This window comes from Pedobacter kyungheensis (assembly GCF_000812965.1).
In the GTDB taxonomy this organism is placed as follows: domain Bacteria; phylum Bacteroidota; class Bacteroidia; order Sphingobacteriales; family Sphingobacteriaceae; genus Pedobacter; species Pedobacter kyungheensis.
Genome location: NZ_JSYN01000051.1, coordinates 1 through 15,691 on the forward strand (window position 1 = coordinate 1; position 15,691 = coordinate 15,691).

A 15,691-nucleotide genomic window follows, 5' to 3' on the forward strand; every position below is an offset into this window, starting at 1 on the left:
AAAATTGTAACTGTGATTTAGCCAATCCATACATATTGGAAAGTTCATGTACAGAGTGTTCTTCTTTGATTACCTTGTTGACTAAATCAAGTTTAAACTGATAGTCATATTTTTGTTTTCTACTCATAAAAAATGCCCCAAAAAGTGTCTAACTTTTTGGGGCATGTCCAAAATCAGAATTTGGAAGGGCTTTTTTATGTTTTGTTAAAGCGCTGGAAGGCTTATTCTTCAGCCAGTTTATCGCCGGTTACTTCGGTTTTAATTTTATTTTCCAATTCTTCGGCCAGCTCAGGGTTGTCGCTCAACAATTGTTTTACGGCGTCTCTTCCTTGTCCTAATTTGGTATCTCCGTAAGAGAACCACGAACCTGCTTTTTTGATGATACCGAAATCAACACCTAAATCGATGATCTCGCCATTTTTAGAAATACCTTCACCAAACATGACATCAAATTCGGCAATACGGAAAGGAGGAGCTACCTTATTTTTAACAATCTTAACCTTTACGCGGTTACCTGAAACTTCGTCAGAATCTTTGATTTGAGAAATACGACGGATATCTAAACGTACTGAAGCATAGAATTTCAAAGCGTTACCTCCTGTTGTAGTTTCAGGGTTACCAAACATTACACCGATTTTATCACGTAACTGGTTGATGAAAATACAGCAACATCCTGTTTTGGCAATCGTTCCGGTTAATTTACGTAGTGCCTGACTCATTAAACGGGCGTGTAATCCCATTTTGCTATCGCCCATTTCGCCTTCAATCTCACTTTTAGGAACCAAAGCAGCAACAGAGTCAATTACAATTACATCAATAGCTCCTGAGCGGATCAGGTTATCAGCAATTTCTAAAGCCTGCTCGCCGTTATCTGGTTGAGAGATTAAAAGGTTATCGGTATCAACGCCTAATTTTTTCGCATAGAACTGATCAAAAGCATGCTCTGCATCAATAAATGCAGCAATACCACCTTTTTTCTGTGCTTCGGCAATAATGTGGGTAGCCAAAGTGGTTTTACCAGAAGATTCCGGACCGTAAATTTCGATGATACGGCCTTTTGGAATACCGCCGATACCTAAAGCGATATCTAAACTGATTGATCCTGTGGAAATATATTCAATAGGTTCAACAGCTGTGTCACCAAGTTTCATGATGGTACCTTTACCATAAGATTTTTCGAGCTTATCTAAAGTAAGCTGAAGGGCTTTTAATTTATCTGGATTTGAAGTGCTCATTTCTTTTTTCATTACGGCGTAAATATAATCGATTATCGGCTAATATACTTGAATGTTGATATTTAAAATACTAATATATTTAGCTAAGGTAAATCTTTTTTAGCTAATGTCAATAGTAAAGTGAAAATAATTTTTTAAGCTTTTAATTTATTACGCTCATTTTGCGCGGTTAAGCGCTCGAAATACCTGCACATGTAGGTAATTTCGCAAACATCGCATTTGGGGTTTCTGGCTACACAAACGTAACGCCCGTGCAGGATTAACCAGTGGTGGGCAATGTGGATGTCGTGCTCGGGCAGATTTTTAACCAGGTCTTTTTCTACGGCAAGCGGGGTTTTACCATTGGTTAGGCCAAGCCGGTTAGCCACGCGGAAAACATGGGTATCAACCGCCATAGCAGGTGCATTATAAATTACCGATGCAATTACATTAGCAGTTTTGCGGCCAACACCTGGCATTTTCTGCAGGTCATCAACCCCCGAAGGTACCACATCGTTAAACTCGTTAAGCAGCATATTGGCCATGCCCACCAAATGTTTAGCTTTATTATTAGGGTAACTGATACTCCTGATGTAATCGAAAACAATATCAGGCGTGGCTTCTGCCAGTGCCTTAGCATTGGGGAAACGTTGAAAAAGGGCAGGAGTAACCATGTTAACCCGCTTATCGGTGCACTGTGCCGACAAAATTACGGCTACTAAAAGCTGATAGGGGTTATTGTAATGCAGTTCGGTTTCAGCATCAGGCTGCTTGGCCGAAAAGTGTTCTACAAAAAGTTTATAACGTTCTTTTTTAAGCATGGGCAAATATAAGAGATAAACTTGTTCGTTGGTTTATTAGTTCATTGGTTCAGTTGTTCATTAGTAATTGCTAATTGGTTAACTGGTTAATTGTTTAAATTGGTTAACTGTCTCCGTCCAAACTCACAACTGCAAACTCCAAACTTGTTCATTGTTTCAGTGCAAACTCCAAAGGCGCTGTCACCCTGAGCGGAGTCGAAGGGCCTTGCGTTAATCTAGTTGGTAAACCAACACCAATCGCCAGCCGCCTAACGCTCAACGTATTGATAATTGGTTATTGTACATTGGTTATTATTGATGGCAACTCCAAACTAAGCCTCTGCCTGTCCAATCTCCTGCAGCAATTTATCGCATTCGGCAAAGGCATTGTACAGGTATTTGTTACGGTGCTTTTCTCCCTGACCGCTGAACGAAACAGATTTCATAATCAATCCCTGCATCCATTTCCTGGTTTGCAGGCAGTAGGATTGGTCTTCGGTACGCAAATAGTTAAAGGTATTGAAACGGTTGTAGCAAGCCATGCGGTCTTTGAAATCGACCAGGTAGGCAATGCTCCCCAGCACATCGCAGTTGTACCAGTTAAAAGTATGGTTCGGGTCGATTGTCTTTTTACTGCCAATGGCGTACATGTTCATATCGGTGAGGCAATATTTTACCTGCTCTACAATTTTAACGGCCAGTTCGGTGTCGTTCAGGTGGCCGGCTTCAAAAGCATACCTGATCTGTTCTAAAGTGCCGGTTATGGTATCTTTCGACCATATTTCTGTACTGGGGATTTCTAAATAGGTGGCATGCAATGCCTTTGATATTTCGATGATCTCATCCGACAGGAAGGCGGAATTAAACGGAACTTCGATGTTATTGGCACTGTTTGCCCAGAAAAACAATTTAAAACTGGTTAATTCAGGGTACTTAAAAAAGTGAAATACCGGAATATCATCGGTAGTAATGGTAATGTGTTTTTGCTTACTGTTTTTAATGGTTCGAAGGTTATCGAGCAAGTCTTTGAGGTAGTTAACCATATTAAGGTCTTCGTTTACGCTGAGGTAATTGAAGGTAACGGATAAAGATTGCTTTGGGCTATATACAAATGGCACATTAAAAGAATCAGACAGTTTAATAATCTGCTGCAGCGTAAGGTTGCTGTCGCCCCTGATTTTTTTGTAAGCTTCGTTAGTACTGATGCCCAGTTCTTCGGCTATACTTAGCGCCATATTCTGGTACTCGGGCAAAGCTGCTTTAATAGCTTGAAAGAATATTGCCTGCTGATTCTCCATAAAGAATAATTTATGAAATGAAGATAAGGTAATTATATCATCAATCAAGTTTTTTAGATTAATAAGTGATTTTGTATTAATCTTTTAGGGTAATTAATGGACGGTATGATGCTTTATAGGGGATAAATGGAAGCTGTTGTAATTTTTAAAGATAAATTGCTTGTTTTTAACTGTTGATCTTTGGTTATAAACTAATTCAAAATATCATGAACAAGAGACTTATATTAATTATGCTGATCTTTCTTTTACCGGGCGTAAAAGGTTATGGTCAGGACAGAAAAAATCATTTTCCTGCAGCAACATTCCATCAAGGCAATGCCCAAATAACCGGGCTTTCATTTGGAATTGCTTCGGGATTTAAAGAAACACATACCAATGTCGTAACTAATGGAACGAGGTTAGAATTGATTGGTTTGGGTTTATTGCTACCGCTTATACCCCACAGTCCGATAAATGAAAACGATAATCTTGTTAGTGTCAGGGAGTTTGAGTTTACCGAGAAGATCAATGGTTTAAACATTTCCGGTTCGGGAACAGTTTGCGGAGATTGTATAGTAAACGGGTTAACGGTTGGTGCTATCGGGCAATATTTGTATGCTTCAAATGGTATATCTATTTCGATTGTAGGTACTATAATTAAAAAGCAGAATGGCCTTCAGCTCTCCATGTTTAATGATGTGCATCAAGGAGCGGGATTACAGGTGGGCATAGGCAATAGCGCTATAGATTATAAAGGCATTCAAATTGGTTTATTAAGCAACGACGTATTAAAAAGCCGTGGCATACAGGTTGGATTATTTAATAAAAGCAAAAATTTAAAAGGTTTGCAGGTTGGGCTTTGGAATGTAAACCAGAAAAGAAAGCTGCCTTTAATTAACTGGAATTTTAAAGCTTAAGCTCATGAAATTCATTTTGCTGATTGTATGCGCTTGCTGCCTGGTGAAATTTGTTTCTGCACAGCAGGATTCCCTGCCTCAAAAAGATAAATTTTATTATGGCCTGGGTGTCGGTATTGGGGGCGGAAGTGAAAGCGGGAGTTATTTCGACGTGCATTTGTATCTGCAGCGCAAAACCAGTTATATAGCGCTTAAGTCGTCAGCAATATCAGCAGCGAAAATTTACAGCGACGAACCTGCGCCAGGTGTAGGAGAAGCAGCCTTAATTTTAGGCAAAAGCTATACTTTTAATCAATATGCAAATCTGCAATTTGGTGCTGGCCCTGCATATACCGAGCGAATTTACCGTGGGGCATTTTTGTACAATACCTGCAACTCTTTCTTTTGTATATTCGGTCATGATGTATACGAAATTGTGAAACAGCGTACGGTTGGCTTATCAGCAGAAGCGAGGTTTAATTTTATGGTCAGCAGAAGATGGGCCTTTACTTTAGGGCTTAATGCTAACTTTAACCAGGCGAAAAGTTTTGGTGGTGCCTGTATAGGACTCCGGTATGGCAAGCTTCGTTACCGTGTTCCTAAAACCTAATGCATCACTACAAATTGCTCTTCGGTTTCTTCCTCTTCAGTTGCCGTAGTTTTGGTTACGGGTTTATTGCTATTGCTTTTAATTAACCAGAAGGCAAACAAAGCACCTACCAGGGCCATTGCAGCACCAACGTAGGCCGGCGAAGTATAGTCGTAACCATAAACCAGCGGAAGGCCGCCAAAAAAGGCGCCCAATGCATTACCAATGTTAAAACTTGCCTGACTAGCCGATGCGGCCAGCATTTCTGATCCTTTGGCACTCTGGATCATCAACATCTGGATAGGGGCTGCCAATGAGAAAGCGACGGCGCCGGTAATAAAGGTCATGATTAAAGCCAATGGCTGACTAGCCGAAACAAAATGTACAATGGTAAGGGTAATTACCATAACAAGTAACAGGGCTGCAGAAGCTTTAGCCGGCGAAAATTTATCAGCCAGTCGACCACCAACGTAATTGCCGAACATCATACCTAAACCCGCAAGCATTAATATATAGGTTACCGCGTTGGCCGAGAAATGTGCAACTTCGGTCATTAACGGAGCGATATAGCTATACCAGGTAAATAATCCGCCCGTACCAATAGAAATCATGAAAATGATAATCCAGGCATCTCTTTTTTTGAAGAAGCTCAATTCTGCTTTTAAATCGCGGTTTTTGGTAGCTTCTAAAGCAGGTAACCAAAGTTTTAAGCTTAATAAAGTAATCAGGCCAACCAATACCACTACAGCAAAAGAGATGCGCCACGAAAAATTGTGACCAATAAACGTACCCAGAGGTACACCCACAATATTGGCAATGGTTAAGCCCATAAACATGAGCGATACCGCCTGTGCGGCTTTCCCTTTCTCGGCAATTCTGCTGGCTACTACAGAGCCCACACCGAAAAACGCACCATGTGGTAGGCCTGAAAGTAAGCGTGCAATAAACAAAGTGTTGAAAGTAGGGGCAAAAGCCGAAAATGCATTAAAAACCGTGAACATAATCATCAGGGCAATTAATATCATTTTAGGTGGGTATTTGCCTGCAATCATAATCAGTAAAGGCGCACCAATTACAACCCCCAAGGCATAAGCCGAAATTAAATGACCGGCTTCGGGGATGCTCACCCTTAAATCGTTTGCAATATCGGGAAGCAAGCCCATCATTACGAACTCTGTTATACCGATGCCTAAACCGCCTAATGTGAGTGGAAGTAAGTTTTTATTCATTGCGCTTAGTGTTAAAATTACACTATGTAAAGGTAGCGCTTTTTATTTTAAGGGAATGTAAAAATTAGGCCATTTATCCGGTAGTCAGGTTATTTGCTGTTAGACGGGGTTCATAGTCGATGGTCAATACTTCATGGCAAAATGGGTAATTGGATATTAACTGTCAAACATTAACCATTAACCAAGCTGCATAAAAAAAGGTTGCCCCACCCTGTGGAGCAACCTCTTTGACTAGTGTAAATTTTATAAAGACCTGCTGTAGGCTAAAATCTTATTGATGGTTTCATCTTGTGGATTTTTAGCCAGTCTATCTAACTTACTTTTGATTTGCTCATAAAATAAGTCGATTTCTGCGTCAGATTCCATATCCATTTTAGGCTGAAACATGTTCGGGGTTGGTAAATTTACATTGTTTTTTGATGTAGAGGTTTTTGTCATAAGCAAACGCGATAAGTTTTATAAACTTAACGATAGTTCAGATGCTTTATTTCAACCCCTACTATATTTTATGTAACAATTACGCTACCCTTTATAGCTCACCTCCTTTGTTTTAAGCATTTTGCGCAGATTGCTCAATGCGTAACGCATACGGCCAAGGGCTGTATTGATACTTACGTCGGTTAAATCGGCTATTTCCTTAAAGCTCAAATCGGCATAATGACGCATTAAAAGCACTTCTTTCTGCTCATCAGGCAATAAATGGATCATCGCTTTTAAATCTTTATGGGTTTGGTCGCGGAGCATCCTGTCTTCTGCACTCTCATCATAAAAGTGTAGCATATTGAATACATCCATTCCATCAGAACTGGTGATGATGGGTGTTCTTTTTTCTTTCCTGAAATAATCGATAACCAGGTTATGCGCAATACGCATTACCCATGGTAAAAACTTACCTTCTTCGTTATACCTTCCCGATCGCAGGGTGTTAATCACTTTGATAAAAGCATCCTGAAAAATATCTTCCGCCAGATATTGGTCTTTCACCAATAAGTAGATAGAAGTATAAATTTTACTTTTATGTCTCTTTAAAAGTTCCTGCAATCCGCTCTCATTCCCGGCAATATATACCTTTACCAGGTCCTGATCATTATATGATTGTAAATTCATAGGTTTACCTACACTAAATCCCGTACTGTTTGCTAAAAATTAATTTGTAGATGTATAATTTCTATAGCTGCTCTCCTATGTTTTTTGAAATGTGTTAGTTTGGTTCTGAGGTTGTTAATGTTCAAAGAAAGTTATTTTTTTATCAAAAAACAAAAAATAAAATGTTAAAAAATAAATTAACCATCCCAGTACCCTATTTTTGTATCTTCTTAAAACCCAAATTACTTTGTTGGGTTTATACCTTTATATCCTTTAGAATACATGAGCAAAAAAGAGGCCGAAAAAGATCCGCATAGAAATATTATTATAAAAGGTGCCCGTGTGCACAACCTTAAAAACATTGATGTGGCCATTCCAAAAAATAAATTGGTAGTGGTAACGGGCATGTCGGGGTCGGGCAAATCTTCGCTTGCATTCGATACTTTGTACGCAGAAGGGCAACGCCGGTATGTAGAAAGTTTATCGTCGTATGCACGCCAGTTTATGGGGCGGATGAATAAACCTGATGTAGATTATATTAAAGGTATAGCTCCGGCAATTGCAATTGAGCAGAAAGTAATTACTTCGAACCCACGTTCAACAGTAGGAACTTCAACAGAGATTTACGATTACCTGAAACTGCTTTTTTCGCGTATTGGAAAAACCATTTCGCCGGTTTCGGGCAATGAGGTGAAAAAAGATTCGGTAAGCACCGTGGTAGATTATGTAAATGCCATGCCCGAAGATACTACGGTAACCATTTTTTGTCCGCTTTACCCGCATAATAACCGCACCATTAAAGAAGAACTTGCCATTTTATTGCAAAAGGGCTTTTTAAGGGTACGCATTAACGATAAAATTGAAAAAATAGAAGGCATTTTAGATGATGCCGGTTTTAAAGATGTTGAATTAACTGACGATAAAACCGTTCAGATCCTGATCGACAGGATAGTAACCAATCAGGAAGAAGAAACGTTAAGCCGTTTGGCAGATTCTGCACAAACTGCCTTTTTTGAGGGCAAGGGCGATTGTTATGTAGAAGCCGAAGGGGAAACTAAACATTTCAGCGATCGATTTGAATTGGATGGAATTCGTTTTGAAGAACCTACACCTAACTTTTTCTCTTTCAATAATCCTTACGGGGCCTGCAAGCGTTGTGAAGGTTATGGCAATGTGATTGGCATTGATGAAGATCTGGTTATTCCGGATAAAAGCAAAAGTGTTTACGATAATGCCATCGCCCCATGGCGTGGCGAAAAAATGGGTGTTTGGTTGCAGAACTTTGTAAAAGCAGCACCTAAATTCGATTTCCCGATACACAGGCCTTACAGCGCTTTAACCGAAAAGGAACAGCAGCTATTGTGGACAGGAAATAAATATTTTGAAGGACTGGATGCTTTTTTCAAAGAACTGGAAGAGCAGACCTATAAAATACAGTATCGGGTAATGTTATCACGCTACCGTGGAAAAACTACCTGCCCTGATTGTAAAGGCTCGCGCCTGCGCAAAGATGCATCGTATGTTAAGATTGCCGGAAAATCGATTATTGATGTGGTTTTAATGCCGTTATCGAAAGCACTGGTTTTCTTTAATGAGCTAAAATTAAGTGTAAACGATGCTAAAATAGCCAAACGTTTACTGGCCGAAATCGATAACCGTTTTCTCTATTTAAATAATGTTGGTTTGGGCTACCTTACCTTAAACCGTTTGTCTAATACCTTGTCGGGTGGAGAATCGCAAAGAATAAATCTGGCCACTTCGCTGGGTAGTAGTCTGGTAGGATCGGTGTATGTTTTAGATGAGCCGAGTATTGGTCTGCATCCGCGCGATACCAACAAATTAATTGAAGTTTTAGTCTCTTTGCGTAATGTGGGCAATACTGTTTTGGTGGTAGAGCACGAAGAAGAAATGATGCGTGCAGCCGATCACATTATTGATATTGGCCCGGAGGCGGGTACCCATGGCGGTAACCTGGTTTTCAGTGGCGATTACGAAGAGATTTTAAAAGATAAAAACAGTTTAACCGGTCGCTACCTGGCCGGTTTGGAGAAAATTGCCATCCCCACACAGCGCCGTAAATGGAAAGACCATATTCTGATTAAGGGAGCAAGGGAGAACAACCTTAAAAATATCGACGTTAAATTTCCTTTGGGCGTGTTTACCGCAGTGAGTGGGGTTTCTGGCTCTGGAAAAACCAGTTTGGTTAAAAAGATTTTATATCCGGCACTACAAAAAGCAATTGGAAACTATGCGGGCGAACAAACAGGTGCTTACGATGGTATTTTTGGTAATTACGATCTGGTAAGTGCCGTAGAACTGGTAGATCAAAACCCGATTGGCCGCTCTAGCCGTTCAAATCCGGTTACCTATGTTAAGGCCTGGGATGATATCCGTGCGTTGTTTTCAGGTTTAGCTGCCGCAAAAGCTGCTGGACTGAAACCTGCTGCTTTCTCGTTTAACGTAGAAGGTGGGCGCTGCGATGTTTGTCAGGGTGAAGGCGAAGTGAAGATCGAAATGCAGTTTATGGCCGATATTTACCTGCCTTGCGAGGCTTGTAATGGCAAGCGCTTTAAACAACAGGTGTTGGACGTAACCTATAAAGAAAAAAATGTTTCTGAAATTCTGGACATGACCATTGATGAAGCGGTTGATTTCTTTAAAGACGAACAAAAAATCCTGAATAAGCTAAATCCGCTGGTTGATGTGGGTTTGGGATACGTACACCTGGGACAATCGTCTAATACTTTATCTGGTGGTGAAGCGCAACGGATTAAACTCGCGTCTTTCCTGATTAAGGGTAACAACGCCAATAAAACGCTGTTTATTTTTGATGAGCCGACTACTGGTTTGCATTTCCATGATATTAAAAAACTTTTAAAAGCATTAAATACCCTGATAGAACAGGGTAATACCATTTTGGTTATCGAACACAATATGGATATGATTAAATGTGCTGATTGGGTAATCGATATCGGCCCTGAAGGTGGCGATGGTGGTGGTAATGTGGTATTTGAAGGGGTACCCGAAGAGCTGGTTAAAGTAGAAAATTCGTACACCGGAAAATATTTGGCTACGCATTTAAATTTAAATCCATAATTTCGGCAATGCTTTTTCTAACGTTTTTCATAGGCATTATCCTTAACGCTATGGGGTATATCCCCCCGGGTAACATCAATCTCACCGTTGCACAACTTGCCATCAATAAAGGTATGCGGCAGGTTTGGTATTTTATCTTATCCTTCTCCTGCGTAGAAGTGTTTTTTACTTTTGGTATGATGCGCTTTGCACGTTGGGCCATGAGTGATATTAACCCAAATGAGGCTGTGAGCGAGGTACGACTGAGTACTTTGGTAGATTGCTTTATGATTGTGATGTTTCTGGTAATGGGTACCATCACCTGGAAAAACCGAAAAAAGGTGCCTAAAACCAGCAATGCTAAAGAAGATAAACGCAGTGGAAGTGTACTTTATGGATTGATTTTAGGGGTATTAAATCCCGTTCAGATTCCGTTCTGGTTGTTTTTTGGCAACTACGTAATTTTACACCAATGGATTGAAACCGATTACCTTTCGCTGGTTATTTTTAGTCTAGGCTCTGGTGTCGGCTCGGCACTGGCTTTGTATTTATATGCACACTTTGCTACTTACATTCAGGAAAAATTTGCACTGAGCAGTTTGATTATCAATAAATCTATCGCCATATTCTTATTTGCACTGGCAGGATATTTAATGGTGAAGCAAGCGATTGTTATTTTTTAAAGCCATGATCCGTGTCACCGCGGATCATATCTTTTTTCTTGCCACGGAGGCACGGTAAACACGGAATGCGGGTGCCGTGGTTCGTGTTACCACGGACCATTTTTCTATTTTAGCCACGGATGCACGGTATACTTTTCATTTGTAGTATTCAGATATTCGAGTCATTAACACTGCTGAATACTCATCAGCGAAATCTGCGGTATCAGCGGGAAACTCCTGTCATTCTCCCGCTGATTTAAGAAAATAAGTGCAGATTTTATATTTAATATCTGGAATACATTGATTTGTAAACCATGGCCTGTGTCACCACAAACCATTTTCTTTCTTACCAGACGCACTGTATACACAGATCATTTCTTTAGCGCAGGCTCTCTGTTATAAAATTGATACACAGATAAGGTTCTGTTAACCTAATCATAACATTAAATTTATGTTTAAGAAGCCTGACTGGCCGAATTTTGCCAGTTGAAACAAAACATATTTAATATTATGTCTAACAGACGTTTTTTTCTAAAAAGTGGTCTGGCTGCTGCAGTAGTGGCCGGTTTATCACCAGTGCTCCCTTCATTTGCTGAAGAAAACAGTATTCCAGCCACAACGGGAAAAGGGCCAAAACTTCGTTTTGCCATCGCATCCGATGGACATTACGGACAACCAGGAACTGAGTATAAGCTCCATCACGAGAATATTGTAAAATGGCTTAATGCATCGCATGAGCAAAATCCGCTGAATTTTGTAATTATCAACGGTGATCTGGTACACGACAGACCTGAATTACTGAAAGAAGTTAAAAAGGATTATTATGATCGTTTGAAAGTTCCATTTTATGCTGTACCAGGTAACCACGACCATGCGGATACCCCACTCTGGAAATCGGTTTTTGGTTATGAAGATAACTTTTCTTTCGAAAAAAACGGTGTTGGTTTTGTTCTCGCCAATACTTCTGACACGAAAGGAGCCTATCTGTGTCCTAACAATGATTTTTTAAAACAGGAGCTGGATAAGTTTAAAGATTTAAAAACCGTGTTTGTGGTATTGCATATCCCGCCACATTTCTGGGTGCCGGAGAGCCCCTTTGTGGAGTGCCCCGATACTATTAAACTTTTGCATAGCTATGCCAATGTAAAGGCTGTATTTCACGGCCACGACCACAGTTTAGATGCTGTGTTTTATACTGACAAGCTGCCACATTTTTTTGATGCACATATTGGTGGCAACTGGGGCACCGCTTATAAAGGTTACCGCATTGTAGAAGTTGATGAAAATGATAAGATTAAAACCTATCAGGTAAATGCAAGTCAATCACCGTTGTTAAACGAAACCAAATTTTAACAGCTTCAGGTATTTTAAATGAAAAAGATATTTTTTGCAGCTGTTTTTGCTGCATTTGCAATCAATTGCTCAGCTCAGAATCAGGCAACCATTAACCCGGTGTTAAAAACGGGTAATGACGCTGCCCAACCCTTTCTATTTACCATAAACACCCTTACTGCGGAAAACCCTCGCTGGAATATCCATTACTCGGGTAGTTATGGCGAACGGGCTAACGGACAGTTTGGTTATGATGGTTTAGGGCAACAATTTGGGGTTAAAGGTTATTTGGGTAGCCGTTTAACACTCTATGCTACGGCTGCCCTGGGTTTTGCCAACGGTGGGGGCGTGGCCTCTGCAGAGCAAGCCGAGGTAATCAGGGATTTGATAGGCGGCAAAGGTATTTCGGGCTTTAGATTGGGAGCAGGCCTGGGCTTAAGCCGCGACTGGTCTAATACCGGATCGGCTATTAGCCGCATTACCGCTTCATTCGATCGTACCAACTGGCGTATGGCGGGTAATTTACGCTTTGAAAAGGCCTTTAGCCGCACACGCGATAAGCTCGATTTCATCACGAGCATCGGTTTTCAGCACCGCATTTCAAGCGCTTTATATCTGGGTTTCGAAGCCCTTGGTCAGGATTTGGAAGGTTTTTGGGAGAAAGACGAAGCAGAAGGTGGCGCAAAACTGTTAATCGGCCCATCAATTAATTTGGAACCCAATCACAGTAAACTTTCGTTCTCCATTTCCGGAGGTCCGGTATTTTATGCTACCCGGAGTCAGGTTAGCTCTCCTGCAGCAATACGCGAAATCGGCAATATAGCTTCTGGTAACGGTTATAGTATCAGGGCCCTGGTAAACTTCAATCTTCACCGGTAATTTTTCAAAAATCAAAACAATGAAAAAATCATATATCCTTATTCTTTTAACGTTTTTGCTGGTACAGCGTGGCTTTGCCCAATGGCCTGGTAAAAATGAAACTACACAACAAATTTTGTTGCCCAATGGCTGGAAATTAAGCCCGGCGGGGCATTCGGTACAATTGGGCGATTTACCCTTAAACATGCAACTGAGTGCATCAGGTAAGTACCTGGCCATCACCAATAACGGTCAGAGTACGCAATCCTTGCAGCTTATTAATCCTAAAACCGAGCAAATTATCGATGAAAAAGTGCTGGCCAAATCGTGGTACGGCATTGCTTTTAGTAAAGATGAAAAACACCTTTACGCATCGGGTGGTAACGACAACTGGATCCTGGATTTTAATATCGAGAACAATAAGCTGGGCAAGAGCGATACCATTACCTTGGGGCCGGTTTGGCCGAAAGGTAAAATATGTCCGGCCGGCATCGCGGTAAATAAAAACAACAGTAAATTATTTACCGTTACCAAAGAGGACAGCGCTCTGTATATCATCGACCCAACAGCGAAAAAGATTTTAAAACGTGTTCAGCTTCCTGCTATTGCCTATAGCTGTGCACTTGCTGCCGATGAACGCAAATTATATGTTTCGCTTTGGGGTGGAAAAGCAGTTGCGGTTGTTGATTTGCAATCAGAAAGCATTGCTCAGCAGATTCCCGTTGGTGATCATCCTAATGAGCTTTTGCTTAATAAAAAAGGTAATATCCTATATGTAGCCAATGCAAACGACAATACGGTTTCGGTGGTCAATACACTTAGCAACAAGGTAATTGAAACCATTTCTACCACGCTTTATGCTACCCAGCTAACAGGCTCAACTACCAATGGTTTGGCTTTGAGTAGCAATGAAAAAACTTTATACATTGCCAATGCCGATAACAATTGCCTGGCTGTTTTTGATGTAAGTAAACCAGGGGTGAGCCAGAGCCAGGGTTTTATACCGGTAGGCTGGTACCCAACCAGTGTTAAGGTTTTAGGTTCGAAGGTGTTGGTTACCAATGGTAAGGGCAATACTTCAATGGCAAACCCGAAAGGACCACAACCCGTTTCGAAAGTCGATAACAGCGATTACCACATGGGGAGCACGGCAAACAGCAGGTTGCAATACATTGCCGGATTGTTTAAAGGTACTTTATCCTTTATCGATGCGCCAAAGCCCGAGCAACTAAAAGTGTATACCAAACAGGTTTATGCCAATACACCTTTCAGCGATAAAAGGGCGATAACTGCCGATGGTGAAGCTGGAAATCCGGTTCCAAGAAAACAGGGTGAAAAATCGCCAATTAAACATGTTTTTTATATCATTAAAGAAAACCGCACTTACGATCAGGTGTTGGGTGACATTAAAAAAGGTAATGGCGATTCTACGCTAACCCTTTTCGGTCGCAAGGTAACGCCTAACCAACATGCTTTGGCCGAGAACTTTGTACTGCTGGATAATTTTTATGTAGATGCAGAAGTAAGTGCCGATGGGCATAACTGGAGCATGGCGGCTTACGCAACCGATGTGGTAGAAAAAACATGGCCAACCAGTTATGGTGCCCGTGGCGGCAGTACCACTTTCGAAGGTGGCAGACCTGTTACTTACCCGAAAGGAGGTTTTATCTGGGATTATTGCCAGCGGGCCGGAATAAGTTACCGGAGTTATGGCGAGTTTGGTTCTTACGATAAAGCCAATATTAAATCTTTGCAGGGGCATATGTGTCCGTCTTCGCCAGGTTTTGATATGGATATTAAAGATCAGGTGCGTGTAGATGCCTGGCAGCACGATTTCGATTCGTTACTGGTTGCTGGTGCGGTACCTCAGTTTAATACCTTACGCATTTCAAACGATCATACCAGCGGGCAGAAGAAAGGAAAATACTCACCTCAGGCAGCCGTTGCCGATAACGATTTAGCAGTGGGCCGAATTATTGAACACCTTTCGCACAGTAAGGTTTGGAATGAATCGGTTGTATTTATTTTAGAAGATGATGCACAAAACGGGCCTGACCATGTTGATGCGCACCGTTCTCCGGCTTATGTAATTGGCCCGTATGTAAAAAGAAATGCGGTAGTGCATACCATGTATTCTACTTCAGGCTTTTTGCGCACCATGGAGCTGATTTTAGGCTTGCCGCCAATGAGCCAGTATGATGCCGGAGCAATGCCTTTGTACGAATGCTTTACCGCGAAGCCAGATTTTACACCTTACAACGTTTTACAACCCCTTATTGATTTGGATACCCGGAATGTGGCTGTTAACGAAAGCAGCAGGCGTTCAGAATTTTTCAATTTTGCAAAAGAAGATTCGGCACCTGATTTAGATTTAAATGAAGTGGTGTGGAAATCAGTTAAGGGCGAGCAATCGGTAATGCCTGCACCAAAACGAAGTGCTTTTGTGATTCTCGAAAAGAAGAAAAAAGACGACGATGATTAAGTAAAAACAAAAAGGCAATTTTAGACTGACCCCAAAAAGTTGGACGAAGTTACGCAATGTTTTTAAAGTAATGAGTTCGGTATTCCACCGGACTCATTCCATTTAAATTAATCCTTATTCGGTCCCTATTATAATATTTAATATACTTTCTAATTTCAGAATGTAATTGTGATACCGATTTAAATTCATTT

14 protein-coding genes are annotated in these 15,691 nt (G+C 40.9%); 7 read left to right on the plus strand and 7 right to left on the minus strand.

What is annotated here, in order from left to right; all coding sequences use genetic code 11:
* Window positions 1-221: 221 nt before the first annotated feature.
* From recA to OC25_RS26085, 3 genes are all read right to left on the minus strand, one after another.
* Entirely contained in the window at window positions 222-1,247 is a 1,026-nt protein-coding gene (gene recA, locus OC25_RS26075; protein WP_425339081.1) for a recombinase RecA, read from the minus strand.
* Window positions 1,248-1,369: 122 nt separating this feature from the next.
* Window positions 1,370-2,035: an endonuclease III gene (nth, locus tag OC25_RS26080; RefSeq protein ID WP_039483283.1), complete on the minus strand. Its 666-nt coding sequence runs from the start codon at window positions 2,033-2,035 to the stop codon at window positions 1,370-1,372.
* A gap of 311 nt (window positions 2,036-2,346) precedes the next feature.
* Window positions 2,347-3,312 carry a helix-turn-helix domain-containing protein gene (locus OC25_RS26085; RefSeq protein ID WP_039483286.1) on the minus strand — a complete coding sequence of 322 codons (966 nt, stop codon included), beginning with the start codon at window positions 3,310-3,312 and terminating at the stop codon, window positions 2,347-2,349.
* Window positions 3,313-3,518: 206 nt separating this feature from the next.
* Here OC25_RS26085 and OC25_RS26090 point away from each other — a divergent pair, with 206 nt between their 5' ends.
* Window positions 3,519-4,208, plus strand: a complete 690-nt coding sequence (locus OC25_RS26090; protein ID WP_039483289.1) for an LA_2272 family surface repeat-containing protein — start codon at window positions 3,519-3,521, stop codon at window positions 4,206-4,208.
* 4 nt (window positions 4,209-4,212) lie between these two features.
* Window positions 4,213-4,797 (plus strand): hypothetical protein, encoded by a 585-nt coding sequence (locus tag OC25_RS26095; RefSeq protein ID WP_039483292.1) that lies wholly within the window; start codon window positions 4,213-4,215, stop codon window positions 4,795-4,797.
* Here the strand turns inward: OC25_RS26095 and OC25_RS26100 are convergent.
* The 3 genes from OC25_RS26100 to OC25_RS26110 all read right to left on the minus strand — a co-directional run bounded on the left by OC25_RS26100 (window position 4,794) and on the right by OC25_RS26110 (window position 7,112).
* Window positions 4,794-6,005: an MFS transporter gene (locus OC25_RS26100; RefSeq protein ID WP_039483295.1), complete on the minus strand. Its 1,212-nt coding sequence runs from the start codon at window positions 6,003-6,005 to the stop codon at window positions 4,794-4,796. The two genes, OC25_RS26095 and OC25_RS26100, sit on opposite strands and share 4 nt — an antisense overlap.
* Window positions 6,006-6,248: 243 nt before the next feature.
* A complete protein-coding gene (locus tag OC25_RS26105) occupies window positions 6,249-6,443 on the minus strand; it encodes a hypothetical protein (RefSeq protein WP_039483298.1) in 195 nt (64 codons plus the stop codon).
* Between the two features lie 84 nt (window positions 6,444-6,527).
* Window positions 6,528-7,112, minus strand: a complete 585-nt coding sequence (locus OC25_RS26110; RefSeq protein ID WP_039483301.1) for an RNA polymerase sigma factor — start codon at window positions 7,110-7,112, stop codon at window positions 6,528-6,530.
* A 261-nt stretch (window positions 7,113-7,373) separates the two neighbouring features.
* On the opposite strand from OC25_RS26110, the gene uvrA reads away from it, so the two are divergent.
* The 5 genes from uvrA to OC25_RS26135 all read left to right on the plus strand — a co-directional run bounded on the left by uvrA (window position 7,374) and on the right by OC25_RS26135 (window position 15,500).
* Complete coding sequence (uvrA, locus tag OC25_RS26115; protein ID WP_039483305.1) at window positions 7,374-10,187, plus strand: excinuclease ABC subunit UvrA; 2,814 nt, start codon at window positions 7,374-7,376, stop codon at window positions 10,185-10,187.
* 50 nt (window positions 10,188-10,237) lie between these two features.
* Entirely contained in the window at window positions 10,238-10,849 is a 612-nt protein-coding gene (locus OC25_RS26120; RefSeq protein ID WP_245222160.1) for a LysE family transporter, read from the plus strand.
* Between the two features lie 489 nt (window positions 10,850-11,338).
* Window positions 11,339-12,181, plus strand: a complete 843-nt coding sequence (locus OC25_RS26125) for a metallophosphoesterase family protein (RefSeq protein ID WP_039483310.1) — start codon at window positions 11,339-11,341, stop codon at window positions 12,179-12,181.
* A gap of 18 nt (window positions 12,182-12,199) precedes the next feature.
* Complete coding sequence (locus OC25_RS26130; RefSeq protein ID WP_039483313.1) at window positions 12,200-13,039, plus strand: hypothetical protein; 840 nt, start codon at window positions 12,200-12,202, stop codon at window positions 13,037-13,039.
* A 19-nt stretch (window positions 13,040-13,058) separates the two neighbouring features.
* Window positions 13,059-15,500, plus strand: a complete 2,442-nt coding sequence (locus OC25_RS26135; protein WP_039483316.1) for a bifunctional YncE family protein/alkaline phosphatase family protein — start codon at window positions 13,059-13,061, stop codon at window positions 15,498-15,500.
* A gap of 49 nt (window positions 15,501-15,549) precedes the next feature.
* Here OC25_RS26135 and OC25_RS28585 read toward each other — a convergent pair.
* On the minus strand, window positions 15,550-15,691 hold a 142-nt coding region (locus OC25_RS28585), incomplete at its 5' end, for an IS3 family transposase (protein WP_156131345.1).